The following is a 22,432-nucleotide window of genomic DNA, read 5'->3' on the forward strand; positions in this document are numbered from 1 at the left end:
CTGCACCGACCGGACCACAATGTCTGCCCCCGCCACCACGACGGGGCCGCGGGCGGCGGCTCCGGGAACGGCCGCCGCCGAGACCGACAAAGGCACGACCACCGCCCCCGCGGTCAGAACCGTGGTCACCACGGCCCGAACAATGCTTTTCACTGATCGATCCTCCTTCGAACCACAGGGAAACCCCTGTCCAGGAACGCGACATTACCCACGGAACACGACATAACAATCACCGGAGCGAGTGTCCGGACCGGGCGGCAATCAACAGCACCGCCTTAAAGCAGCAGGTCACGCCCCCTGAGACAGAGCCGCAGCACATATTCAGCCGCGACACGCAGATCAGAGAAAGCACTCAGCCGGTCGAAACCATCCACTACTCGCCCACTCGAATGTCGGTTTCCGATTAGAAGTCACCCTCCACGAAAGAAACCGAAACGATGATCCGTAATTGCCCCGCCTTTATGGAGCGCCATATGACACTCGGCCAAGAACCACTACGCGGCGTCATCCGCGCGGCCGCTCCCCGCACTCGTCAGGATCGCGCTCGCGCCGATCTCGAATTGGCGGTCGACGCGGGACGCGAGCGAGGGCTGATCGCCGAGCCACGCGAGGGCGGCCGTCAGAGTGAACAGACCGATGCCGTCGATGTCGGTCCGTGCCGGCCCGCGCTCCGGCACGGGCGAGCGGTCACGCCCTGCTAGCCGGCCGTCCGGTCGACGCAGTCGCGCACCCACGTGACGAGAGCGTCCTCGGGCGAGCAGCGCCTCGCGCGTCGGGAAGCGCCGCAGCAGCGTCGCGAGCCGGACTGCCGCGGCGCTCGCGGTTCGTGCACCCCGGCGCCTCGCCCGCTCGAACGAGACCGATGCCGTGGGCATGATCGCCGGCTCTGTGATCAGGAACGCGGCGCCACCTTGCTCAGGCCGTTGATGATGCGGTCCATCGCGTCGCCGCCCGTGGGGTCGGTGAGGTTGGCCAGCAGCTTGAGGGTGAACTTCATCAGCAGCGGGTGGGTCAGGCCGCGCTGGGCGGCGATCTGCATGACCTTCGGGTTGCCGATGAGCTTCACGAAGGCGCGGCCGAGCGTGTAGTAGCCGCCGTAGGTGTCCTTGAGGACGCGCGGGTAGCGCTGGAGGGCGAGTTCGCGCCCGCCGGACGTGGCCCGCGCGTTCGCCTGGACGATGACGTCGGCGGCGAGTTGGCCGGACTCCATGGCGTAGGCGATGCCCTCGCCGTTGAAGGGGTTGACCAGGCCGCCGGCGTCGCCGACCAGCAGCAGGCCCTTGGTGTAGTGCGGCTGACGGTTGAAGGCCATCGGCAGGGCCGCGCCGCGGATCGGGCCGGTCATGTTCTCCGGCGTGTAGCCCCAGTCCTCCGGCATGGACGCGCACCACGCCTTCAGCACCTCGCGCCAGTCCAGCTCCTTGAAGGAGTCGGAGGTGTTCAGTACGCCCAGACCGACGTTGGACGTGCCGTCGCCCATGCCGAAGATCCAGCCGTAGCCGGGCAGCAGACGGTCCTGGGGGCCGCGCCGGTCCCACAGCTCCAGCCAGGACTCCAGGTAGTCGTCGTCGTGGCGCGGGGAGGTGAAGTAGGTGCGGACCGCGACGCCCATCGGGCGGTCCTCGCGGCGGTGCAGGCCCATCGCCAGGGACAGGCGGCTGGAGTTGCCGTCGGCGGCGACCACGAGCGGCGCGTGGAAGGTGACCGGGCGCTTCTCCTCACCCAGCTTGGCGTGCACGCCGGTGATGCGGCCGGTGCGGTCGTCGACGATGGGGGCGCCGACGTTGCAGCGCTCGTAGAGGCGGGCGCCCGCCTTCTGGGCGTTGCGGGCGAGCTGCTCGTCGAAGTCGTCGCGCTTGCGCACCAGGCCGTAGTCGGGGAAGGAGGCGAGGTCGGGCCAGTCCAGCTGGAGCCGGACACCGCCGCCGATGATCCGCAGGCCCTTGTTGCGCAGCCAGCCGGCCTCCTCGGAGATGTCGATGCCCATCGCGACCAGCTGCTTGACCGCGCGCGGGGTGAGTCCGTCGCCGCACACCTTCTCGCGCGGGAACTCGGTCTTCTCCAGCAGCAGGACGTCGAGTCCGGCCTTCGCCAGGTGGTACGCCGTCGTGGAACCGGCCGGACCCGCGCCCACGACGATCACATCGGCGGTGTTCTCGGAGAAGGGCTCGGAAACGGGCTCGGAGTGGGGCTCGGTCACGGCGGTCACGGCGGGATCTCCCCAAGTTCGAAAATCTGTGTGCCGAGGGGCACGGGACATGGGCAGTCTATTCAGCGGTATCGATCACCGGCTGAAGGGCTGCCCCGTGAACCATGCTCTGCCCGTCGTCAGGCTGCGCGTCCCCACCGACGAGGACGCCGTCGCCTGGCACCGGATCTTCGACGATCCGGACGTCATGGAGTTCCACGGCGGCAAGCCCGCCGAGTTGTCGGTCTACGAGGAGCTGACCGCCCGCCAGCGCCGGCACGACGCCGAACTGGGCTTCTGCCTGTGGACCATGCTCGACGCGTCCGGGCGGGTCATCGGCTTCACCGGCGCGCAGCCGTGGCCGCAGGAGTGGGGCCCCACGGGCGAGATCGAGATCGGGTGGCGGCTCGGGCGGGAGCACTGGGGCAAGGGGTACGCGACCGCGGCCGCGCAGATGACGCTGGAACGCCTGCGCGCGGCGGGCGTGCCCAGCGTGGTGGCGATGGTGCTGGCCGACAACAAGCGCTCGGTCGCGGTGATCGAACGGCTGGGCATGCGCCTCGCCGAGGTCTTCATGACGCCGACCTCGCAGCGGGAGGGGCGCTGCTACCGGCTGGAGCTGTGACCGTGATCCGTCACCCTGGGTGACCGACTGTCACAGAAAAACACGCAGCGCTTCCGGGTGGAACCGGGCCGGAGTTACCCTGCCAGTACCGCTGGGGGTGACATCTGTGCACATGACGCCTGTAACACCCGAAGTGCGCGTACCGCGGCTTGTCGGACTGATGGCCATGGACGCCCGCGAGACCGCAGCAGCGTGCGGCCTGTTCCTGAACGCCCCGGACCGGCCCGACTTCCACCGGACCCCCGTCGACTACGTCGTCCGGCAGTACCCGCCGCCGGGCGGCGAGGTGCCGCGGGACTCCGTGGTCTACGTCTGGTTCGGCTTCGGGCCGGGAGAGGGCGGCGGAGGCGCCGGGGTGCACGAGCCGCGCGTGCCGCGGCCGCCCGGGGGCGGACTGCGACGCGAACTCGACGAGCCCGGCGATCCGTCCACCGTCGCCAGCCCTGTCTGATCAGCCCTGATCAGCCCTTGATCAGCCCTGTTTGAATCCGCGGTGCAGGGTGACCACGCCGCCCGTGAGGTTGCGCCACGCCACCTTCGACCAGCCGGCCTTCTGCAGGTGCCCGGCCAGCGCGGCCTGGTCGGGCCAGGCGCGGATGGACTCGGCGAGGTAGACATAGGCGTCGGGGGCGGAGGACACCGCGCGCGCCACCGGCGGCAGTGCGCGCATCAGGTACTCGGTGTAGACGGTGCGGAAGGGCGCCCAGGTCGGGTGCGAGAACTCGCAGATGACGACGCGCCCGCCGGGCCGGGTCACCCGGTACATCTCGCGCAGGGCCGCGTCGAAGTCCCGTACGTTGCGCAGCCCGAAGGAGATCGTCACCGCGTCGAAGGTGTCGTCCCGGAACGGCAGCCTCGTGGCGTCGCCCGCCGTGAACGGCAGCCACGAGTGGTTCTTCTTGCCGACGCTGAGCATGCCCAGGGAGAAGTCGCACGGGACGACGTAGGCGCCGGTCCGTGCGAAGGGCAGCGAGGACGTCCCGGTGCCGGCCGCCAGGTCCAGGACCTTCTGGGCGGGGCGCGCGTCGACCGCCTTGGCGACCTCCTTGCGCCATCGCCGGTCCTGCCCGAGCGACAGGACGTCGTTCGTCAGGTCGTACCGTTCGGCCACGTTGTCGAACATCGAGGCGACTTCGTGCGGCTGCTTGTCCAGGGATGCGCGGGTCACGCGCCCATTGTTGCAGTACGCCGTCACGGCAGGAGCCGGGGCTTCCCGCGCGCCGCCACGTCCCCCGCCCGGCCGCACGGCGGCACGAACAGGTCCGGTCGGCACGGCAGTCCGGGAGCCGGGGCGGAGGCTTCTCCTCCTCCGCCCCGGCGTCGGTGGGAACCGCACCGACCACTGGCTCCGGTACGCCGGTACGGGTGCGGGCTCCGGCCCCGGTACGGTCACCGGCTCCGGTACGGATGCCGGGTACGCCACGTCCCTCACCGAGTACCCATGTTGCGGAGCGCAGACGTGGACCGGTTGATGACTCTGAACGGTCCTGTTCGCGAGAAACACGCGACATGTTCCATGGATTTCTCGCACACAAGCCGCTCTCGTACGTTTCCCTTTGGCATCAGGCCTTACGGCCCTGAGACGAAGATCACGAGAGCGGGTGCATGTCCCATGCGGAGTTTCCTGAAGCCGGCGGCCGGGTTCACTTGTCTGTTCGCCCTGGCCACGACGGGTTGCTCCGCGGCCTCCGACGGCATCGCGGACTCGGCGCCCAGGCCGTCGGAACGGGCGAGCGCCCCGGCAGCGGAGTCGGCCGACGGGTTCGCCCCGTACGTCGGTGCCACGGGATCCTCGGAGAACGACTCCGCCGGCTCCCCGGCGACCTACAACCTGGCCTTCGTGCTCTCCTCCGGCAGCGGCTGCACCCCGATGTGGAACGGCACGCAGGCCATCGCCGACCCGGCCGTGAAGACCCGGATCTCGCAGCTGAAGGCGAACGGCGCCGGCGTCCGCGTCTCCTTCGGCGGAGCCGCCGGCAAGGAACTGGCATCGGACTGCGCCAGCGCCGCCGCGCTCGCCGACGCCTACGGCCAGGCGCTGGACGCGGCGGGCACCTCGAAGGCCGACTTCGACGTCGAGGGCGACCAGTTGTCCGACGCCGGCTCGATCGCCCTGCGCTCGCAGGCGATAGCGAAACTGCAGCACGACCGGCCCGGCCTGGAGGTCACCTTCACCCTGCCGGTCATGCCGTCCGGCCTGGGCGACGGCGGCCTGGCACTCCTGCGGTCCGCGAACGAGCACGACGTGCAGGTGTCCACGGTGAACCTGATGACCATGAACTACGGCACGTCGTACACCGGTGACATGGGCGACTACGCCGTCGCCGCAGCCGAGGCCGCGCACGCGCAGCTGAAGGAGGTGTTCGGGCTGTCCGACGCGGCCGCCTGGCAGGGCATGGCGCTGACGTCGATGATCGGCGTCAACGACGTGGCCGGTGAGACGTTCACGCTCGCCGACGCGGCGCAGGTTCGATCGTTCGCGGAGGAGAAGAAGATCGCCTGGGTGTCGATGTGGTCGACGTTCCGGGACCAGCAGTGCGCGGGCGACGACGCGGCGTCCGGCAAGGCGGCCACCGACTGCAGCGGCGTGAAGCAGAGTTCCGGCGCCTTCGGCAGGGCGTTCGCGCGCTGAGCTGGTCGCGAGGCCCCTGCGGTCCGACAACGCCCGGAAGGGGCGCGGGGAACTGCGCGACCAGCCACGACGGCGCCGCAGACGCTCGACGGCACGACACGGCACCGCCGACGGGAGCGCTCAGCGGCGCCGGTGCACCAGGCGCCCCGCACACACCGTGACGAGGCACGCGCCGGTGTCGTCGAAGACGGCGAGGTCGGCGCGCGCCGCCGGCTCGAGGCGGGGACTCGGCGCCGGCACCGACGCCGACGTGGGATCCGGCGTCGCCGTCGCGGACAGTACGCGCACCTCGTTGCGCGCGGCCGCGGCCCGCAGTTCGGGCGAGCCGGCGTGCTCCTCCGTGACCGCCGTCGCGCCGAGCTTCAGCACCGCGTGGATGCGCTCGCGCGGGCTCGGGGCGTCCGGGAGCGGGCCCGCGTGGACACGGGCCGGTCCGAGGACGCCGGGCCAGCGCCGTACCCGCGCGTCCGGGTGGCGTTCGACGAGGGCGGCGAACGGCCCCACCGCCTCGACGCGCGTGCCGGACACCAGGACGGCGCCGTCCTTGACGGGCTCGGCGCCCTCGTCCCAGCTGGGGCGGACCTCGTCCGCCGCGTGAATGGTCAGCACCGGTACGTCAGTTGGAGGCGAGGATCTTCAGCTCGGGGTGCGCGGTGCCGCCCTCGATCGCCGTCGAGGAGATGTGCGAGACGACCCGCTCGTCGACCGGGTCGTTCGCCGGGTCGTCGTGCACGACGAGGTGCTCGTAGGTGGTGGACCGCTGGGCGGGGACGCGCCCGGCCTTGCGGATCAGGTCGATGATCTCCAGCCGGTTGGAGCGGTGCTTGGCGCCGGCCGAGGAGACGACGTTCTCCTCCAGCATGATCGAGCCGAGGTCGTCCGCGCCGTAGTGCAGCGACAGTTGCCCGACCTCCTTGCCCGTCGTCAGCCACGAGCCCTGGATGTGCTGGACGTTGTCCAGGAACAGCCGGGCGATGGCGATCATCCGCAGGTACTCGAAGATCGTGGCCTGCGTGCGGCCCTTGAGGTGGTTGTTCTCGGGCTGGTAGGTGTACGGGATGAACGCCCGGAAGCCCCCGGTGCGGTCCTGCACGTCCCGGATCATCCGCAGGTGCTCGATGCGCTCGGCGTTGGTCTCGCCGGTGCCCATCAGCATCGTCGACGTCGACTCCACGCCCAGCCGGTGCGCCGCCTCCATGATCTCCAGCCAGCGCTCGCCGCTCTCCTTCAGCGGGGCGATGGCCTTGCGCGGCCGCTCCGGCAGCAGTTCGGCGCCGGCGCCCGCGAAGGAGTCCAGGCCCGCCTCGTGGATGCGGGTGATGGCCTCCTCCACCGAGACCCCGCTGATGCGGGCCATGTGCTCCACCTCGGAGGCGCCCAGGCTGTGGATGACCAGCTCCGGGAACTCCTTCTTGATGGCGGCGAAGTGCTTCTCGTAGTACTCGACGCCGTAGTCCGGGTGGTGCCCGCCCTGGAACATGATCTGCGTGCCGCCGAGTTCGACGGTCTCCGCGCACCGGCGCAGGATGTCGTCGAGGTCGCGCGTCCAGCCCTTCTCGGTGTCCTTCGGGGCAGCGTAGAAGGCGCAGAACCGGCAGGCCGTGACGCACACGTTGGTGTAGTTGATGTTGCGCTCGATGATGTACGTCGCGATGTGCTCGATGCCGGCGTACTTCCGGCGGCGTACGGCGTCGGCGGCGGCGCCCAGCGCGTGCAGCGGGGCGTCGCGGTAGAGGTCGAGCGCCTCCTCGGGGGTGATCCGCCCACCGGCGGCGGCACGGTCGAGGACGGACTGAAGGTCGGCCTTCTCGGTCACCGGCGTCCCTTTCGCAGGAGTCGTCAAGGGTGTGGACAGACCGGACCAGCCTACGTCAGCGGTGTCGGGCGGCCGACGTCAGGCCGTGTACGCCCCGATCAGCAGGCCCAGGAAGGCGCCGCTGATCAGGAACGGCCCGAACGGGATCGCCGTCTTGCGCCCGGCCCGCCGCAGGGCCACCAGCGCACCGCCGTACACCGCCCCCAGCAGGAACGCGGCGAACGTGCCGAGCATCACCGTCGGCCAGCCGTACCAGCCGAGGACCGCGCCCAGGCCGACCGCCAGCTTCACGTCGCCGAAGCCCATGCCGCCGGGGTTGACGAGGAACAGCACGAAGAACGCGCCGCCGAGCGCCAGGGCGCCGTACAGCGCGGTGAGCCAGTCGCCGGCGTGCTCCGGGACGAGCGCGGCGGCGCCGAGCAGGGCGAGGGCGGCGCCGGCGAGCGGGAGGGTGAGCGGATCGGGCAGCCGCTGCACCCGCACGTCGACCACCGCCAGCAGCACCGCGACGGGCGCGAGCAGCAGCCAGACGGCGAGTTCGGGCCGGGTGCCGGTGGCGGCGGCGAGCACGGCGCAGACGAGGGCGGTGACGGGGACCGGGGTACGGGAGCCGTAGGGCGCGTTGGCGCCTTCGCACGCCCCGCAGCGGGCCGGTCCGGCCCAGCCGCCGACCGGATGCCCGCCCGGGCACTCCGCCCGCCACGGCTCCCCCGCCGGCACCGAGAACCGGTACGCGGCCCGGGGCAGCAGCATCCCCGCCGCCGCACCCCACAGCGCGGCGACGGCGACCAGCGCGGCCGTGCTCAACCCGGCCGTGCTCACAGCAGCCGTGTTCACAGCAGCCGTACTCATCCCGCCCGTGCTCATCGCAGCCGTGTTCATCCCACCGCGGCGGTGCCGGTGCGCCACGACGGCAGCAGTTCGTCGAGCAGCGCCTCGGTGCGCGGCGGCAGGCCCCGCGCACCGCTGCGGCCCACCAGGTCGGCGGCGACGGCGCGCAGCTTGTCCGCGTCACCGGTGGCGTGGGTGGCGCGCAGCAGTTCGTGCCACAGCCGCTCGTCGCCCGGCGCGGAGTTCAGGGCCGCGTCGAGCGCCTCGATGGCCCGCTCCGCGCGGTCCTTCTCCAGGTGGAACGCGGACAGCGCGAGCCCGATGTCCGCCACCAGCAGCGGCAGTTGGGCGTCGACGATCTCGTGCGTGAGCCAGCGGTAGCGGCCCCCGGGCCGGTCGGCGAGCAGCGGCCCGCGCACCAGCACCAGAGCGTCGGTGAGCAGCCGGCCGCGCACGGCCCGGCTGTCGACGCCCCTGCCCTGCGTGGCCTCGTGGTACAGCGAGCGCAGCACGTCCAGGTCGGAGACGACCGACTTGGCGAGCGTGAGCCGCCCGGTCGCGTCGGTACGCAGCCGGGGGCTGCCGTCCGGGTCGGTGCCGAGCCAGGCGCCCAGCCGCTCCAGCAGCGCGTCCCGCACGTCCGGCGTGACCCCCCGCGGCCACAGCGCGGACGACAGCACGCGCGGGTGCACGCCCTCGCGGTGCAGCAGCAGCAGCGCGAGCGCCTCGTGCAGCAGGGCGCTGCGCTCGCCGTCCGGGGTGTCGAGGCCGATGATCTCGTACGGCCCGACCAGCCGCGCGTACACCGCGGGCCGCCCCTGCTCGCTGATGTCGACGAGGAACGGCGGGGTGGTGGTGGGCCCGTCGGGGTCGTGCTCCGGGTCGGCCTCGACGAACAGTTCGACGACGGCGCGCTGTTGGGCGACCGGCAGGAGCTGCGCCTCCAGTTCGAGGCCGAGCAGCGGCGCGAGCAGCTTGCCCTCGCCGGTGATCTCCATTTCCCAGGCGGCGCCGGGCAGCTCGCCGGTCTCGGTGCCGACGAGGTAGCCGATGCCCAAGCGGCTCGCGTCGGCGGCGAGTTCGGCGAGCTTGACCGCGTCCTCGGCGGACGGCTGGGCGGCGAGCAGGACCAGGTGCGGGGCCCAACGGGTGTGCTGCGCGGGCCCGGTGCGGCCCGTCAGCACCGAGTCGTGCCCGGCCGCGCCCAGCGCACCGCGCCGCTGCCGCGTCTCCGCTTCCATCGTCTCTATGAGGGCGTCGACGCCGTCGAGGTGCCGCAGCCGGTTGGGCGCGAGCGGGGTGAGGTCCTCGCCGAACCCGACGAGGGTGATCGTCATGCGGTCCGACCAGCCGTTGGTGGCGAGTTCGGCGGCGACGGACGCGAACACGGCGGCCCGGTCGGCCTCGCGTCCGCCGAGGGAGACGATGCCGGGCACGGACTCCAGGTTGAGCAGCAGCCGCGAGTCGTCCATGGTGCCGAGGCTGACGAGACCGGGGTACGGCGCGGCGGTGTCGGCGTCCTCGTACCGCTCGGCGTCGGCGCGGGCCAGCATCCAGAACGTCTGGTCCTGCCCGAGCTGCCAGGGCGCGGGCGGCTTCCCGGCGGGCTGGGCGAGCTGGAGGTGGAGGTCGCCGCCCGTCAGCCAGGCCGCGTAGACGGTAGGCAACGGCCGCGACTCAGCCGCGAGTTGCGCGGCAAGCCCGCGCAGGGACCGGTCGAGGAGCCGTACCGCCTCGGGGTCGGCGCCGACCAGGAGGGCGTCCTGGGCGTCGGCGGCGTCGCCGGTGGGCGTGGGCGGCTCCATGCCGCGCCGGCCACCGGCCGAGCCGAGCGCCGACTGCCACAGCGCCTGCCGGCGACGGCGTCCGAGGGCGCCGAGCAGACCGGCGGCGAGAAGGGGCGCGGCGAGAAGCGCCTCGGGCAGCCCGAAGGAGTGACCGGACTCCTGGCCGGACTCGTGGCCGGACTCCTGGCCGGCTGACCGGCCGACGCCCGGGTTGGCGTGCTCGCGGGGCTGCGCGTCGGGGGCGGGCCGCTGCTCGGGCACGGACACCTGCCCGCCGTGCTGCCCGGCGGGCTGGGCGTGCTCCCCGCTCTTGGCGTAGTCGTGGATCTGCTGCTGTACTTCCGGCGACACGTCGGCGCCCGGGTCGGGCATCTCGACGAGTTCGCCGCCGTGCGCGTCGCCGGGCATCTCCATGATCCAGCCGGGCCGGATGAGGCTGGCCTCGGAGAGCTTGGAGCCGTCGGGCTGGACGCGGTCCTTGTTGAGCTCGTAGATCTCCTTGTACCGGCGCCCGTCGCCGAGGTGGCGCTGGGCGATCTCCCAGAGGGAGTCGTGGTGACGCCCTTCCGGCGGCTGGATCCGGTAGTACTTGGTGTCGCCGTGCTGCCGGGCGCCGCTGCCGCCGTCGGCGTGCGCGGCGGCGTGCGCGGCCTGTTCGGCGAGGGCGGCGGCGGTGTCGGCGGCCTGCTCCTGCTGCTGCGCGAACAGTCCGGGGGTCGCCTGGGCGGCGGCGACAGCGGGCTTGTGGTTGCCCTCCAGGCCATGCCCGAGCTGCGAGAGCCCCGGCGTGAGGCTGGCGGCGGTGGCGCCGACGAGCAGCAGGGCGGCGACGAGCTGGCGGGCGAGCAACTGGCTGGGGCCGGCGCCGGGCACCCGCCCGGGGACGCCGATGCCGGACAGCGCTGCCTTGACCTCCACCAGCACGCAGGCGGTGAACTGCGCCCAGGCCAGCCACACCACGACCGTCAGGATGTGCAGGAACGTCGTGACGGTGATCTCCTGCTGGAGCCACTCCAGCTTCGGCGCCCCGTGCGGCAACGGCCACCCCACGAACACGGCCAGCGCGCCCGGCACCCCGACGACCAGGACGACCAACGCGACGAACGCGAGGAGCGCCTTGACGAAGTCCCCGAAGCTGCGCCGCCGCACGCGCACGGGTTGCGGGGTGCGGTTCCTCGGGACCGTCGGACTGCTCGTCGAGCTGCCCGTCGAACTTGATGTGCGGCGTCGCGGCATGGCGGGTGTCCTGGGTTTGTTGTGGGAGGAGTTGACGGCGGGGTGGGGGGTGTACTGAGCCTACCGAGATCTTATGGATTCCGAACGGGACCTACGCCGCGACGAGGTCGCACCACACGTACTTCCCACGATTCCCGTCCCTGGCGAGCGGCTGCCACCCCCACAGGTCGGAACAGGCCCGGACCAGGGCCAGCCCCCGCCCCTCCTCCACCCCGGCCGGCTGCTCCAACACCCCCGACGGCACCGGCGGTTCAGGACTGGTGTCCCACGCCCCGATCCGCAGCACACCGGCCGCCCAGCGCACCCGCAGCGCCGCGGGCCCCTTGGTGTGCCGCACAGAGTTGGAGACCAGCTCCGTCGCGAGCAGCTCCGCGGTGTCCACCAGCCGGATGAGGCCATGCATGGTCAGGATCAGACGGAGGGTGCGACGGCAGACGGTGACGGCGCGGGGGTCGTTCGGGATGTAGAGGGAGTACTCCCACGGCTCGTTTTCAGGCATGACGGAACTCCTGCGAGAGAAAGGGATGTCGGCGGACCTCGCCACGGCACGACGGAGCGGTGCGCTTCCGGCGCCCCGGGATTTCGCAGCGTGTGCGACGCCTCACTGACAGTAGGAGTTAAATTTAACTCCCCGCAACTCTCTGTCGTAATGTCACCCCGAACGAGTCACAGCCTCCACGGGAGTCGGGGGCGGAGAGGAACCCGATGCCGCGACGCCAACCGCCCACCGCACGTCAGGCGCGTCTCGGACTCGAACTGCGGAAACTGCGCGAGGCCGCGGGACTCAAGGCACGAGAAGCCGCCGAACTCATCGGGGCCGACTCCGTGCAGATGAGCCAGATCGAGTCCGGGATCGTGGGAGTGAGCGAGCAGCGCCTACGTCGTCTCGCCGCCAACTACGCCTGCGTGGACGCCGATTTGATCGACGCTCTGCTGGCCATGGCGGCCGAACGCACGCGCGGCTGGTGGGAGGAGTACCGCGGTCACCTGCCGACCCCGTTCCTGGACCTGCCGGAACTGGAGCACTACGCGAGCCATCGATGGGACGTGGACTTCCTGCACATCCCGGGCCTGTTGCAGACCCCCGACTACGCCAGGGCGCTCTTCTCGTACGTGAACCCGGAGTACCCGGACAGCGATGTCGAACGCTGGGTGGAGCACCGGATGAAGCGCAGGGTCATTCTCGAGCGCCCCTCTCCGGTCCAGTACGAGGCGGTGATCCACGAGGCAGCGCTGCGCATCAGGGTCGGCGACCGGGGAGCGGCGCGGGCTCAGCTCGCCCAGGTACTGGAGCTCTCCGAAGTCGGCCACGTCACCGTGCGCGTCGTCCCCTTCGACCTGGACGGTTTCGGCGGTGCCGGAAGCGCCATGGTGTACGCGGGCGGCCGAGTTCCCCAGTTGGACACCGTGGTGCGCGACGGGCCCAACGGCCCCGTGTTCATCGACGCCGAGGCCCAACTCAACCGCTACCGAACGCTCTTCCGTAGGGTGAAGGCGGTGTCGCTTGAACCGGCACGTTCACGCGACTTCATTCACAGTCTGGCGAAGGAGCTGTAGGCACATGATGGCCCCCGGCATCTGGCACAAGTCGTCCTACTCCGGCGGCGGCCAGGGCGATGCCTGCGTGGAGATAGCGCACCGCCGCACCCACATAGCCATACGCGACTCGAAAGACCCGGCCAAGGGGATCCTCTCCTTGCCTTCCCCTTCCTTCACTGCGTTCGTCGACGCCCTGAAGGAAGGAGTCTTCCGGGACACGGTCACTCACGTCCCGCGCTGAGGCGGACCGGCCGTCCCGAACGACTCCACGAAGTCGTCCACGACGGCCCTGAAGAACCGCAGGGTTCAATCTCGGTCAGGCGGTCTGTCTCGCAAGGTCATCGAGCGGAACGGCGCTTCGGCGTTCCGCCGCCTCAGATGGTCGGGGTGTCGTCAACAATCGGCCGGTGAATCTCAACGACCGGCTTCCACCCCGCGGAGAACTCGATGAAGTCCGCACGGGTGGGGTAGGTGTCGATCGCGCGACGGTCACGCTTGGGACTGTCGCCCCCCTTGCGCCCCCGGGGAATCTGCTCCTCGAAGATGTCGACCTTCACGTCGGGAACCTCCTTGAGGCTCTGGCGCCAGATCTGCACGATGTCGGCGCCGAACGCCTGCCGAGCCGCAGCGTAAAGGGCCGTGAGGGCCCCCTTGTCCCCACCAGGGACGAAAAGTGCCAGATCCAGCACGACACCGGCGGACTGGAGTACCTCGATGGTCACCGAGCCACTCTCGTCAGCCACGTAGATTCCGGCTTCATTCTCGTCGTCGGGAAGACAGGAGACCTCTTCCTGGAATACGGTCCTCGCCGTGATCGAGCCGCCCTCGAAATACTCACCGGACTTGGTCAGAAAAGCGGGGACATAACAGTCGGGAAGTTTGAGTTCTGCCGTGTCGGCGGAAACGAAGATCCTGTCCTTCACGTCGAGCTTCGTCACCTCTTCCAGCGAGAGGCGGCGAGCGGCGATCTTCTCCGTATTCACGATTTCCCTTTCAGGTTGCACTGTCCCTCCGGACAAGGACGCTACCACGAAACCCTGAGGTCAACTGCCCAGTAATCTTTGGGTAGATGACCTCCGATGACGTGCACGGGGAGATACCGAAGCGAGTGCCACTCGGTCGGGAACACGCATCCGCCAGGGAGTGCCCCTCGTCATGGTGTCGAGGATCAACTGGCGGTTGCATTTCGGTGCGCTGGGCAGCACGAAGGAACCAAAAGAGAGTTTACGGTAAATATCACCCATATCCCCTCAGGGAGGTGGCGGCCCAAGACCGAACCCGGCCCCTTGCCTTTCTCGGCCTCACGTGATCAAAACGGACGACATCAAACCCACGCCGAAGCCCTGGGGCCGGCGTTCCCACCACGTACCGAGTTCGGGATCGGGCCGGTCCGTCGTCGGGCGCACCCACGAACTCAGCGTGCGCTCCGCGTCGGGGACGGTGGCCGTGTGGAAGCCGGCGTCCAGGCGGGCCAGTAAACGGTCGGCCACCGAATACACGGGAGCCGTCATCTTCTCGCGTATGTGAGGTGGGACCCGGGCCCTCTCGACCTCCAGCCGTTCCGCATCGCACCTCGCGATTGCGTCGAGTACCGGCCGTGTCAGCTCACCCCACGCCGCTCCGGTTTCCGGAGCGGCCCTGAACACGTCGTACGACATTCCCCTCACCGTCTCAGGGTCCAGGTCGGCGAGTCCCTCGGCGGGGCGGGGCGGACCCTGAGGGCGGAGGTGTCGATTCCCTCGTCGTCGTCCTGGTCGCCGGACGGCAAGCGGCCGGAGTCGTCCGGGTAGTAGTACAGGCCGTAGGCCCAGTACTCCGGGAGCTCGTGGCACATGAGGTCGGGGTAGGCCGAGATCTCGGCGTCCTGGTACCGCTCGTTCATCCTCGCCACGGCTTCGGCGTACCCGATGCCGAACCTGGACGTCATCTCGTCCGCGATGTCACGGAAGTACCCGAGCATGCCTTCGTCCAGGCTCATGAGGAATTCTGCGGTCATGCCGTCGGCGGTCCTACCCGTGGATCAACGGGACAGAGTGGGTCAGGCAATCGTAAGAGTTGTCTCCGGCTCCCGGTCGTAGGCCCTGAAGCCGCCCTTCCGTTCTCCGGGGCCTTCCCCAGGCACCCGTCGCCGCCACCGCCCCGGTCTCCGGTATCCCGCCGGGTGCGGCCGGCTCACGTGCCCCAGGGAGCGGGGTGGGCTTCGCCGCCAGGCCCTGGGGCCGGGTCAGGCGCTTCTCGACGTCTCGAAGGACGCCACGAAGTCGTCCACGACAGCCCTGGAGAACGGATCGACAGCGGGATCCTCCGGCGTGACCAGGCTGACGGCGTAGTACCGGGACATCAGGAGCGCGATCCCCTCGACGGCCGCTGCGGACTCGGGTGAGCCGGCCGTGACGTCGCGGACCGTCTTCGCCCGCAGCGGCTGCGCGTTGAGTCGGTAAAAGACGGCGTACGGCCCCTGCCCCGAACTGTCCAAGGCGTAACCGTTGTCTTCCCAGAAGTCCTCCATCTCCTGACCGGCGGAAAAGGTGACGATGCTCGAGAAATCGTCGCCCTCCTCCTCGGGCAGTCGCCAGTCCGTCGCCGCGGCGGGCGGAAGCAGTTCCGCGTTCACGAACAGCCCGGGCCACCGCCGCTGTCCGCGGAGGACGAAACGCCGCATGGCTTCGGGGAAGGACGCGTCCACGATGTAGTCGCTGGAATGGCCGGTGATATCCATGAAAGTTCCTCGTGTCGTACGGGCCGGGATCATGACGGCGGGTTCGTGGCTACGCCTTCCAGCCCGACGTAGGACCGTGGTATCTGATCGCGTCACGGGGGATGGACACATCAGTGTTGGAGAACCAGAGGTGTTCGCGGCCGCCCCGCAGACGCCCGGAGAACAGTTCCTTCTCCGGATCCTCCGTCCTGGGAAGATCGAGGCCATTCCTTGATGGATGGAACCGGCCGGGGCTGAATCCGGATCTTGAGTGGCGGGTGCCTCTGCGGCAAGATCGACATCCGTGATCAAGGGGGAATCAACATTGGTGGACGGCACGTTGGCAGGTCGCCTTCCTGGCTCAGTGCGTGCTGTACTCGTGTCGGTGGTTTGCTGCATCACGGCGGTCGGGTGCGGTGGGACTGCCACAGGTCCGACCGACGGGGGCGCTGCCAGCCCGTCCAGCGGACGAGTACCGGTCGTGGACGCGACACAACTCCAGTCCGTTTTGCCCACAGGGCCCAACATGCCCGCCGACTTGGAGGCACGCACGGTCGATGTCTGGGACTTGGCGAAGGAGCCTTCCCAGTGTCAGGACGAGGAGTGGCCGGATGCCTGGTGCGCCAGGGCTGGGGCAGTGGGTCTTTCCGCGTTCACCAACCTTGCGGATCAAGAGCTCGGAATCCACCTGGTTTCTTTCTCCGACGAACGGTCGGCGGCTCAAGCTTTCAGAACGAGGGATAAGTCGGACGATATGGGGCGCTATCCAGGCCCGGCCGGAGAGCCCGTCTATACGCTCGACCTCGTTGCGCCGAAGGACAACTTGTCCTGGGCGGGTAGAGGCACGACCTTCCTGCAGGGCACGGTCATCGGCAGGATCGAGTACTCGTGGAAGCCGGGAACGCACGTGCCGGCAGACCGTTTGTCGGCGGTGACGCGCATGGTGATCCAGCGGATCGACGAGAAGGAAAAGGGCTTGAACCCTACGGCCTCGGCGCGCTGAGGCTACGGACGTGGTACGGCGTCGGTGACCGCGCGGAGGGGGCCGTCGCCGATCTTCACAAGGCCTCGCTGACAGGGACTATGCGTTGATCGCTGTTACACCATTCGGCGTGACGCCATCGTCCTCGGCGCCGTCGATGTCGACGGGGACCAGGCCGCCGGCTGCCGGCAGCCCGTCTCCCAGACGCTCCGCGAGGCGTCGGCCGAGCACGGGTGCGGCACGCATCCGGGTGGGCCGGTCTTCCCCGACCCGGCTGCGCTGCCGGCGCATGAGTCGATCCATGTCCGCACTGTCGAGATGCAGCCCCTGGTACTCGTTCAAGCTCGGCAGGAGCCGGTACACCGAAAAGACCGGTTCGGTCTTCTCACCCATCGCATCGCCATCCGTCTTGGACACCATCCCTGCATCATGGTGACCGGGTCTCAAGAACGGCGCCCGCACACGGCATGCCGGGCTTCCTCGACCGCACCTCGGGCGCGGAGCCACCAGCCTTCGAGCGTGTTCCGCACCGATGCCAGCAGCCATCGCCACTTGAACCACGGCGGCAGCTTCCGGAACGACACATACGTCAGCGTGTCCCTGATCGCGTTCTCGGCGACACCACCAGGGCCTTCGGCACGCAGTGCGGCGTACAGAGGCGGTGTGAGCTCGCCGTGGAGGCGCGCGACGATTCCCGCCGCAGTGAATGCCGATTCTCTCCGAGGGGCGTCCAGCACCCGCATCGCCCGCACGATCCGCGGCGACGCCACCGCCGGTGGGCATGTGAACGCCAACCCGACCACCGCCGTGCCGAGGTGCTGCTCACCGCGCGCGAATGCGGCGTCGACCGCGGCAGGATCGTCGATGCCTGACAGACCCTCGCCTGTCTCCCAGTCGTAGCCGGACGTCATCGCTGATCACCCTCTCGACCTGGTCTCCCGTCAGTTCCACGAGCCGCTCGGCCGCCCAGCCGTTCCACCGTCCCCGCACGTCACGATTCCCAGAACGCGGGACCGACCCGGAGACGGATCTGCCTGTCGCGGTCGACGTGCACCGCGACGATGCCCTCGACCGCCTCGCCGACCTCGGGCAGCGGAACCGGAGGCGCGGCGGGATCATTGATCGTCCCGTCCGGGTTGTACGACAGCAGGTCGACGAAGCCGGTGACGCCGGAAGCGTCGTCGAGTTCCAGGAACACACCGAAGGGGAACCGGGCTTCGACTCTCCCGCAGGCGGTCGATCCCACGGGATACCTGCGTTTCGCCGTTCCCCAGACGTCTTCCGCCATGGCATCCTCCTCCGCCATCCCCTCCGCGACCCGCAACGCCTCGGACACGTCGGCGGTGAGAAGGAGATCCGCCCCGCTCAGCCCGTGAAGCGGAACGTGGAGGTGATCGCGTCGAAGATGTCGAAGAACGAGTCGGCCAGGTCCAGGACCTGGCTGCTGCCCGCCACCAGCGCGACCTTGCCCTCCTGGCCTGGCACCGGGATGAACGTCTGCATCAGTACCGCCCGGATCGTGCGGCCCAGGGTGTCGTCCGGTACGGCGATGTCCTCGATGCCGTACGTACGCGCCACCGCGCCCACGCCGGGGATGTCGACCGTGGTCACCTTGCGCCAGGAGTCGCCGTCCTTCTTCGCCTCCTTGGGCGCCAGGCCGGCGGCGATCGCGGCCGGGTCGGTCGACAGGGGCGCCCCGTCCCGGGTGCGGCCGCCGACCAGGGACACCGTCACCGAGCCGGTGATCGGCGTGTCCCCGCCGAAGCTCTCCGCCATGCAACCGCAGTACAGCGCACCCGACTTCCACGCGTCCGCGGCCGCCTTCCGGAGGAAGGTGACGTAGGTGTCGCGGTGCGGCGCCAACTCCGGGTGCTGGGCGACCCGTTCGTCGACCATGCGGCGGATCGAGTCGTCCCGCGACTCCGGCCGCACGTCGAACTCCCACCACGACTCCGGCACCTTGATCCGGAAGCCTCCGCGCTCGACCGTGAGCGTCTCCATGTAGCGGGCCATGACGTGTCCGGTTCTCCCCGTGTGCCGACGTGGTTTCGTTGTACGGTGCCGCCCAGACTACGAGATCGGGGGATGTGCGGATGGGCAAGGGCAAGAGCGACCTCGCGCTGCCGCTGAGCGAGCTCGAGGACTACGGCAAGCGGCTGCGCTCCCTCAAGACGCGGCTCAACCACACCAAGAAACTGTTCGCGTCGTACAAGGACGACATCGGCGACAGCAGCGTCAACCACGCCCTCGACGACTTCGAGTCCAACTGGGAGGACGGCCGCGAGGACATCACGCAGCAGCTCGACGCGCTCGCCGACATGTCCGACGCCGTGGTCCGCGAGTTCAAGAAGCTCGATGTCGACCTCGCCAACAAGGTCCGCGACGGGGTCAAGGAGGAGGAGCGGAAGGTCGGCGGCGGGGGCCAGGGGCACAGCCAGGCCGACTGAGGAGGCCGTGGGCCGGGCGGGTCAGCCGACCTCGTTCTCGGCCACCGCCTGTCCGTGCACGGCCACGTCGCCGCCGTAGAACATTCCGGTGAACACCGGCGCGTACGTCAACTGCACCTCGACCTCGATCCGTTGGGCATCGGCCGCCACGCAGTGGGTCGCTGCGATGTCCGGGCCGGACATGTCCATCTCGCGGGCGAACGCCTTCACGCGAGCGTCGCAGTTCTCGTAGTTGATCGGCGCCGGGCCGCCCTGGTTGTCGTAGAGGGCCTCCCGGTCAATGTCCTGGGCGGCGTAGCGGGCGGCCTGTTCCGCTATGTCGGCGGCGCGTTCCCGCTTCGAGATGGACATGCCGCCGTCGATGACGAAGGCCGACAGCGACAGGAAGACGAGCGCGAAGATGATGACCGCGCCGGCGCCCGAGCCGCGGTCGTCCAGGCGGGCGCGGCGGGAGGACAGCCGGCCCCGTACGCGTTCCCAACGGTCCCTCACGCCGTCCTCCGGTACGGGTCCAGCGGCGAGCTGAAGCTCGCCGTCAGGGTCGTGGGCACGTCCAGGCCCAGCATCGCCAGGCCCCGGACCCGGCAGCTCACCTCGACCGTGAAGATGGTGTCCGGCTCGAAGCCCTGGCTGGTCTGCACCACGGTGACCGGGCCCGAGCAGACGTCCGTGAGATCGGCCTCGGCCGCCTTCCGCGCCTCCGCCATCGCGGTCGCGTGATCCTTCTGGATCGAGCCGGCGCGGGCCGCGTCGCGCGCCGCGCCGTCGAGCGCCCCGCGGCCGTCGACCAACTGGCCGAACGCCACCAGCACCAGGATGAACAGGATCATCACCGGGGCGAGGATCACCACCTCCACGGTGGACAGTCCCCGGTCGTCACCGAGCCGCTCGCGGCAACGCTTCTCCGGGCAGGACGACGGCATCAGTTCCCGTCCTCCCGTACGAATCGTTCCACCGGCCCCTCCGACTGCGCGTGCACCGTCAGGTCCAGCCCGGGGAACACGGTCGGCACCCGGGCGGAGATCTCCACGCCCACCGTGTTCTGGTCCGGCTGGAGCATGGTCACGTCCGGCGACAGCACCAGCTGCGGGCCGAGCTGGCCGATGTAGCTGTCGACCACGGTCCGCGCCTCGCCGCGCCACGCCCCCGGCTGGTCGTGCGCCGTGGCACGGGCCTTGCGGGCGCCGGCCTGGGCCGCCGCCTGCGCCACGTGGTCGGCGAAGAAGTACAGGGCGAACTGCACCGTGGCGAAGATCATGAAGAACAGCACCGGCGTGAGCAGCACGAACTCGATCGCGGTCATGCCGGAGTCACCGCGGGCGGAGGCGGCCTCCACCCGGCGGCGTGTCCATCGACCTACGCGCACCGACAACCCCGTTGACTCGAAGAGACGTTCAGCAGGTCTTGCTCGCGCTGGCGCCCTTGATGCAGTCGCCGACCTTGGTCGCTCCGTCGCTCAGCGCCTGGTTGATGATCGCCGCGACCACGCCCACGATGGCCACGACGACCGCCGAGATGATGACCCACTCGACGGCGGAGGCGCCGCGGTCCAGTTCGCCGGAGCGGGCCCGCTCGACACGGCCGCGCAGGAACGTGACCAGGAAGTCCACGGCCGGGACGCCGGTGTGGAAGTTACGTGCGTTCATGACGCGTTGTCCTCTCGAAATCGTCCGAAGTCCGAAGAAGGTCTGCGGAACGGCTCTGCGGAACGGGTACGGCTCTGCGGATCGGATACGGCGCTGCGGATCGGAAAGGGCTCTGCGACCGGCTCATGACACCTGGAACACCCGCACCGCCGCCGGGAAGATCAGGAAGACCAGGAACCCGGCGCACAGCAGCAGCTGCGCCACCAGCATCGACTGCGACTTCTCGCCCGCGCTGCCCTCGATCTCGGCGAGTTCGCGGTGCCGCATGGTCTCGGCGCGGGAGGCGAGGGACTCGCGGACCTTCGCGCCGTCGTCGGCCACCAGGGCCAGCGACGCGGAGAGGTCCTTCAGTTCCTCCACGCCGATCTCCTCGCCCAGCTGCCCCAGCGCCTGCCACTGACTGAGGCCCGTGATGCGGGCGTCGGCGAGGGCGTTGCGGATGCGCCGCGTCGCCCAGCCGTCGGAGACCTCTGCGGCGGCCATGAGCGCCTCCGGCAGACCCCGGCCGCCGGCCAGGCTCATCGACACCAGGTCCAGGTACGCCCCGATGACCCGCCGCAGGTCACGACGCTTGTCGGCCGCGTCCCGCCGTACCTCCAGGTCGGGCAGGAAGAAGAACAGCAGGGCGCAGACCAGCGCCAGCCAGACCGGGATGACCGGGCTCCTGCTGAAGCCCATCGTCCAGACGACGGCGAACAGGAACGGGCCGAAGAACAGCCCGGCCACCGCCAGCAGCACCTTGGTCGCCAGGAAGTTCTCCCAGCTGCGGTCCAGCACGGCCAGGTCGGCGCGCAACGACCGCTGTTCCCAGCCCTGTTGCAGGTAGAACTCGGAGACCCGGGCGCCGACCTCGGCCCGCAGCGAGCCGAGGCGGCCCCGGTCGGACGTCGTCCGTGCCGACTCGTAGGCCGCGCCGCGCGCCCGCATCGCGTCGATCCGGGCGACCTGCGCGACCGCGCTGCGCCTGGACGGCATCAGGGCGCGGATCAGGACGTAGACGCCCAGGCCGAGGACCGCGCCGACCACGACCGGCATCGTCAGGTTCACCGTCGTACCCCCTCGTCGGACTGGGCAGGCTGGGCGGGCGTCCGCGGGCGGACGAACTGCACGGCCGACTCGTCGCGGACCAGGAAGCGTTCGGGCGTCTCGATGGTCGACAGCTTGCGCAGCCACCAGAAGCCGAGCGCGAACAGCCCGCAGACGCAGGCGAGGACGAGCTGGCCGACCGCCGTGCCGTACGGCTCCACGAAGTCGCGGTTGAAGATGGACAGGCCGAGCACGAACGCGATGGAGACGGCCACCACGATCTGCACGGACCTGCGGGTGGAGGCGCGCTGCGCCATCACGCGCTGGCGCATGTCGACCTCCTCGCGCGCCGACTTCGCCAGCGCGCCCAGCACCTGCCGCAGACCGGGCCCGCGCAGGCGGGCGTTGAGGATGAGCGCCGCGACGATGATGTCGGCGGACGCGTCGTCGATCTCGTCGCCGAGCTGCTGGAGCGCGTCGGGCAGCGGGGTGCGCGAGCGCAGCCGGTCGACCAGGGCGTCCAGGTGCGGGCGCAGCACCGGGGCGGCGGCGCGGGCCGACGCGGGGATGGCCTGCTCCAGGCCCACCGCGCCGGCGATCGTGTCGCGCAGCGACTCCGTCCAGGAGGCGAGGGCCTCCACGCGGCGCATGGCCGAGCGTTCCTCCGCGGCACCGCCGAAGAGGCGGTCCCAGAAGAAGACGAGCACGCCGGCCGCGATGCCGGCCACCGCCCAGCGGGTCAGCAGCAGCACGACGAGCCCGACGATGGCCGCGAGCGAGCCGCGCTGCCCGGCGAACCGGATCAGCTCGGCCGCCCGCTCGGCGGCCTTCTGCTTCTCGTGGGCGGGCTTGGCGGGCAGACCGCGTACGGCGACCACGAACAGCGCGAGTCCGCCGCCGACGGCGACGCCGCTCGCGATCGAGTACAGGACGGTCGTGGAGAACAGGCCGCCCATGGAACCGAGCGAGCCGAGAGCCT

The 22,432-nt window shown here is 70.2% G+C and carries 29 protein-coding genes; 7 read left to right on the plus strand and 22 right to left on the minus strand.

What is annotated here, in order from left to right:
- Positions 1-494: 494 nt before the first annotated feature.
- Both ACZ5GT_RS31015 and ACZ5GT_RS31020 read right to left on the minus strand, forming a co-directional pair.
- Positions 495-875, minus strand: a complete 381-nt coding sequence (locus ACZ5GT_RS31015; RefSeq protein ID WP_469032790.1) for a hypothetical protein — start codon at positions 873-875, stop codon at positions 495-497.
- A gap of 17 nt (positions 876-892) precedes the next feature.
- Positions 893-2,209, minus strand: coding sequence for a geranylgeranyl reductase family protein (locus ACZ5GT_RS31020; RefSeq protein WP_469032792.1), 1,317 nt, complete (start codon positions 2,207-2,209; stop codon positions 893-895).
- Positions 2,210-2,306: 97 nt separating this feature from the next.
- Between ACZ5GT_RS31020 and ACZ5GT_RS31025 the strand changes: the two genes are divergently transcribed.
- The gene (locus ACZ5GT_RS31025) at positions 2,307-2,813 is read left to right on the plus strand and encodes a GNAT family N-acetyltransferase (RefSeq protein ID WP_469032795.1); all 507 of its coding nucleotides are present in this window, start codon (positions 2,307-2,309) and stop codon (positions 2,811-2,813) included.
- 112 nt (positions 2,814-2,925) lie between these two features.
- Entirely contained in the window at positions 2,926-3,264 is a 339-nt protein-coding gene (locus tag ACZ5GT_RS31030; protein WP_469032797.1) for a PASTA domain-containing protein, read from the plus strand.
- 21 nt (positions 3,265-3,285) lie between these two features.
- On the opposite strand, the gene ACZ5GT_RS31035 is transcribed toward ACZ5GT_RS31030, so the two are convergent.
- A complete protein-coding gene (locus tag ACZ5GT_RS31035; RefSeq protein ID WP_469032799.1) occupies positions 3,286-3,981 on the minus strand; it encodes a demethylmenaquinone methyltransferase in 696 nt (231 codons plus the stop codon).
- Positions 3,982-4,425: 444 nt separating this feature from the next.
- Here ACZ5GT_RS31035 and ACZ5GT_RS31040 point away from each other — a divergent pair, with 444 nt between their 5' ends.
- Complete coding sequence (locus ACZ5GT_RS31040) at positions 4,426-5,445, plus strand: glycoside hydrolase family 18 protein (RefSeq protein WP_469032802.1); 1,020 nt, start codon at positions 4,426-4,428, stop codon at positions 5,443-5,445.
- A 120-nt stretch (positions 5,446-5,565) separates the two neighbouring features.
- Here the strand turns inward: ACZ5GT_RS31040 and ACZ5GT_RS31045 are convergent, their stop codons facing one another.
- The 5 genes from ACZ5GT_RS31045 to ACZ5GT_RS31065 all read right to left on the minus strand — a co-directional run bounded on the left by ACZ5GT_RS31045 (position 5,566) and on the right by ACZ5GT_RS31065 (position 11,614).
- The gene (locus ACZ5GT_RS31045; protein WP_469032805.1) at positions 5,566-6,054 is read right to left on the minus strand and encodes an imidazolonepropionase-like domain-containing protein; all 489 of its coding nucleotides are present in this window, start codon (positions 6,052-6,054) and stop codon (positions 5,566-5,568) included.
- A gap of 7 nt (positions 6,055-6,061) precedes the next feature.
- Positions 6,062-7,261, minus strand: coding sequence for a cyclic dehypoxanthinyl futalosine synthase (gene mqnC / locus ACZ5GT_RS31050; protein WP_469032809.1), 1,200 nt, complete (start codon positions 7,259-7,261; stop codon positions 6,062-6,064).
- 78 nt (positions 7,262-7,339) lie between these two features.
- Complete coding sequence (locus tag ACZ5GT_RS31055; protein WP_469032811.1) at positions 7,340-8,113, minus strand: prepilin peptidase; 774 nt, start codon at positions 8,111-8,113, stop codon at positions 7,340-7,342.
- A gap of 26 nt (positions 8,114-8,139) precedes the next feature.
- Entirely contained in the window at positions 8,140-11,115 is a 2,976-nt protein-coding gene (locus ACZ5GT_RS31060) for a BTAD domain-containing putative transcriptional regulator (protein WP_469032813.1), read from the minus strand.
- A gap of 91 nt (positions 11,116-11,206) precedes the next feature.
- Positions 11,207-11,614 carry an ATP-binding protein gene (locus ACZ5GT_RS31065; protein ID WP_469032815.1) on the minus strand — a complete coding sequence of 136 codons (408 nt, stop codon included), beginning with the start codon at positions 11,612-11,614 and terminating at the stop codon, positions 11,207-11,209.
- A 206-nt stretch (positions 11,615-11,820) separates the two neighbouring features.
- Here ACZ5GT_RS31065 and ACZ5GT_RS31070 point away from each other — a divergent pair, with 206 nt between their 5' ends.
- Together ACZ5GT_RS31070 and ACZ5GT_RS31075 are read left to right on the plus strand one after the other, a co-directional pair.
- Positions 11,821-12,672 (plus strand): helix-turn-helix domain-containing protein, encoded by an 852-nt coding sequence (locus ACZ5GT_RS31070; protein ID WP_469032818.1) that lies wholly within the window; start codon positions 11,821-11,823, stop codon positions 12,670-12,672.
- Between the two features lie 4 nt (positions 12,673-12,676).
- Positions 12,677-12,895 (plus strand): DUF397 domain-containing protein, encoded by a 219-nt coding sequence (locus ACZ5GT_RS31075; RefSeq protein WP_469032821.1) that lies wholly within the window; start codon positions 12,677-12,679, stop codon positions 12,893-12,895.
- 133 nt (positions 12,896-13,028) lie between these two features.
- On the opposite strand, the gene ACZ5GT_RS31080 is transcribed toward ACZ5GT_RS31075, so the two are convergent.
- The 4 genes from ACZ5GT_RS31080 to ACZ5GT_RS31095 all read right to left on the minus strand — a co-directional run bounded on the left by ACZ5GT_RS31080 (position 13,029) and on the right by ACZ5GT_RS31095 (position 15,373).
- A complete protein-coding gene (locus ACZ5GT_RS31080; protein WP_469032825.1) occupies positions 13,029-13,637 on the minus strand; it encodes a hypothetical protein in 609 nt (202 codons plus the stop codon).
- Positions 13,638-13,955: 318 nt separating this feature from the next.
- Entirely contained in the window at positions 13,956-14,312 is a 357-nt protein-coding gene (locus ACZ5GT_RS31085) for a hypothetical protein (RefSeq protein ID WP_469032827.1), read from the minus strand.
- Between the two features lie 5 nt (positions 14,313-14,317).
- On the minus strand, positions 14,318-14,650 hold the full coding sequence (locus ACZ5GT_RS31090; RefSeq protein ID WP_469032829.1) for a hypothetical protein: 333 nt from the start codon (positions 14,648-14,650) through the stop codon (positions 14,318-14,320).
- Positions 14,651-14,878: 228 nt separating this feature from the next.
- Complete coding sequence (locus tag ACZ5GT_RS31095; protein ID WP_469032831.1) at positions 14,879-15,373, minus strand: hypothetical protein; 495 nt, start codon at positions 15,371-15,373, stop codon at positions 14,879-14,881.
- Between the two features lie 505 nt (positions 15,374-15,878).
- Between ACZ5GT_RS31095 and ACZ5GT_RS31100 the strand changes: the two genes are divergently transcribed.
- Positions 15,879-16,355: a hypothetical protein gene (locus ACZ5GT_RS31100; protein WP_469032833.1), complete on the plus strand. Its 477-nt coding sequence runs from the start codon at positions 15,879-15,881 to the stop codon at positions 16,353-16,355.
- A 78-nt stretch (positions 16,356-16,433) separates the two neighbouring features.
- Here ACZ5GT_RS31100 and ACZ5GT_RS31105 read toward each other — a convergent pair whose 3' ends face one another.
- The 4 genes from ACZ5GT_RS31105 to ACZ5GT_RS31120 form a co-directional block, all read right to left on the minus strand.
- Complete coding sequence (locus ACZ5GT_RS31105) at positions 16,434-16,754, minus strand: hypothetical protein (RefSeq protein ID WP_469032835.1); 321 nt, start codon at positions 16,752-16,754, stop codon at positions 16,434-16,436.
- Between the two features lie 23 nt (positions 16,755-16,777).
- Positions 16,778-17,245, minus strand: coding sequence for a hypothetical protein (locus tag ACZ5GT_RS31110; RefSeq protein ID WP_469032837.1), 468 nt, complete (start codon positions 17,243-17,245; stop codon positions 16,778-16,780).
- A gap of 80 nt (positions 17,246-17,325) precedes the next feature.
- Positions 17,326-17,622 (minus strand): hypothetical protein, encoded by a 297-nt coding sequence (locus tag ACZ5GT_RS31115; RefSeq protein WP_469032838.1) that lies wholly within the window; start codon positions 17,620-17,622, stop codon positions 17,326-17,328.
- Between the two features lie 77 nt (positions 17,623-17,699).
- Entirely contained in the window at positions 17,700-18,347 is a 648-nt protein-coding gene (locus ACZ5GT_RS31120) for a hypothetical protein (RefSeq protein WP_469032840.1), read from the minus strand.
- An 80-nt stretch (positions 18,348-18,427) separates the two neighbouring features.
- On the opposite strand from ACZ5GT_RS31120, the gene ACZ5GT_RS31125 reads away from it, so the two are divergent.
- A complete protein-coding gene (locus ACZ5GT_RS31125; RefSeq protein WP_469032842.1) occupies positions 18,428-18,781 on the plus strand; it encodes a hypothetical protein in 354 nt (117 codons plus the stop codon).
- A 21-nt stretch (positions 18,782-18,802) separates the two neighbouring features.
- Here the strand turns inward: ACZ5GT_RS31125 and ACZ5GT_RS31130 are convergent, their stop codons facing one another.
- The 6 genes from ACZ5GT_RS31130 to ACZ5GT_RS31155 form a co-directional block, all read right to left on the minus strand.
- The gene (locus ACZ5GT_RS31130) at positions 18,803-19,273 is read right to left on the minus strand and encodes a TadE/TadG family type IV pilus assembly protein (protein ID WP_469032844.1); all 471 of its coding nucleotides are present in this window, start codon (positions 19,271-19,273) and stop codon (positions 18,803-18,805) included.
- Positions 19,270-19,704: a TadE/TadG family type IV pilus assembly protein gene (locus ACZ5GT_RS31135; RefSeq protein WP_469032846.1), complete on the minus strand. Its 435-nt coding sequence runs from the start codon at positions 19,702-19,704 to the stop codon at positions 19,270-19,272. The genes ACZ5GT_RS31130 and ACZ5GT_RS31135 overlap by 4 nt, the downstream gene beginning before the upstream one ends.
- On the minus strand, positions 19,704-20,153 hold the full coding sequence (locus ACZ5GT_RS31140) for a TadE family protein (RefSeq protein ID WP_351889960.1): 450 nt from the start codon (positions 20,151-20,153) through the stop codon (positions 19,704-19,706). Before ACZ5GT_RS31140 ends, ACZ5GT_RS31135 begins: the two co-directional genes overlap by 1 nt.
- A 22-nt stretch (positions 20,154-20,175) precedes the next feature.
- Positions 20,176-20,427, minus strand: a complete 252-nt coding sequence (locus ACZ5GT_RS31145) for a hypothetical protein (protein WP_324786362.1) — start codon at positions 20,425-20,427, stop codon at positions 20,176-20,178.
- A gap of 123 nt (positions 20,428-20,550) precedes the next feature.
- Complete coding sequence (locus ACZ5GT_RS31150) at positions 20,551-21,474, minus strand: type II secretion system F family protein (RefSeq protein ID WP_469032849.1); 924 nt, start codon at positions 21,472-21,474, stop codon at positions 20,551-20,553.
- The gene (locus ACZ5GT_RS31155; RefSeq protein WP_469032890.1) at positions 21,471-22,409 is read right to left on the minus strand and encodes a type II secretion system F family protein; all 939 of its coding nucleotides are present in this window, start codon (positions 22,407-22,409) and stop codon (positions 21,471-21,473) included. Before ACZ5GT_RS31155 ends, ACZ5GT_RS31150 begins: the two co-directional genes overlap by 4 nt.
- Between the last annotated feature and the right edge of the window lie 23 nt (positions 22,410-22,432).

The organism is Streptomyces sp. NPDC031340, from assembly GCF_055569945.1.